At 44.1% G+C, this 1,214-nt stretch carries 1 protein-coding gene and 1 other annotated feature; the gene reads left to right on the top strand.

The window, feature by feature from the left end:
* Positions 1–1,175 (top strand): IS3 family transposase gene (locus N482_RS04720; RefSeq protein ID WP_155730479.1). Its coding sequence is split into 2 segments (ribosomal slippage), with 1,176 coding nucleotides annotated over them: positions 1–235 and positions 235–1,175; the frame shifts between segments, so codons are not numbered across the junction. This gene is flagged as partial in the annotation.
* Positions 234–350, top strand: a sequence feature (AL1L pseudoknot). Its footprint overlaps the gene before it by 117 nt.
* Positions 1,176–1,214 lie beyond the last annotated feature (39 nt).

Genomic DNA, 1,214 nt, shown 5'->3' with positions numbered 1-1,214 from the left:
GTCAGGCTGGTTACCACACAACAGCATGAGTACCCATCTCTTTGGGCTGCACTAGTATCCATTTCAAATAAACTTGGTTGTACACCAGAAACACTTAGAGCATGGGTTAAAAAATCTCAGACTCAGCCAACTAAATCATCTTCTAACACTCAATCTGCTGAGGAGCGGTTAGCGGAGTTAGAGCGCGAAAATAAAGAACTAAAACGAACAAATGACATTTTGAGGCAAGCCGCCGCTTTTTTCGCCCAAGCGGAACTCGACCGCAAACAGAAATAGCCGTGGCCTTTATTGATACTTACCGTGAGCATTTCAGTGTCGAGTCAATTTGCAAGGAGTTGCCAATTGCACCTTCTACTTATTACGCTCATAAACAGCTACAGAGGCAGCCTGAACGTATGTCTAAACGTAAAAAGCGTGATGCTGAGCTTGTGATACTCATTCGCCAAGTATGGGAAGATAACATGTCTGTTTATGGGGCTCGAAAAGTATGGAAACAATTGCAAAATGATGGCCATCAAGTGGCACGTTGCACCGTTGAGCGATTAATGCGCCAAATGAGTATCCAAGGTGCCCGGCGGGGCAAAACATGCAAAACAACTAAGCCAGACGAACAACAAGATAAACCAATGGATTTAGTTAATCGCCAGTTCACTGCCGAGCAACCAAATCAACTCTGGGTCGCTGATATCACCTATGTCGCCACCTGGAGCGGATTTGTTTACGTGGCATTCGTCATAGACGTGTTCTCACGATATATCGTAGGCTGGCGTGTTTCAACTACGATGCATACTGACCTTATTCTCGACGCATTAGAACAAGCTATTTGGCATCGTGGTGATCCACAAGGGCTTATCCACCACAGTGACAGAGGCAGTCAATATCTCTCAATCAAATATACTGAACGGTTAACTGAGGCAGGGATCCAAGCATCTGTGGGAAGTGTTGGTGACTCCTACGACAATGCTATGGCTGAAACGATAAACGGCTTATTCAAAACAGAAGTTATTCGCAGAAATGGCCCATGGAAAAATGTTGATGCTGTTGAATACGCAACCTTAGAATGGGTGAATTGGTTTAACAATCAACGTTTACTCTCTTCAATTGACTATGTCTCACCCGCTCAATATGAAGCGAACTACTATGATAATTTAATGGAGTCAGGTAAAGTCGCCTGACTTAAACAAAATAGTCTCCGATGAATTCGGGGCGATTCA

This window comes from Pseudoalteromonas luteoviolacea NCIMB 1942 (genome assembly GCF_001625595.1).
Classification (GTDB): Bacteria; Pseudomonadota; Gammaproteobacteria; order Enterobacterales; family Alteromonadaceae; genus Pseudoalteromonas; species Pseudoalteromonas luteoviolacea_A.
The sequence above is the reverse complement of the archived record's forward strand: the minus strand, read 5'-3'. Positions and strand labels throughout refer to the sequence as shown.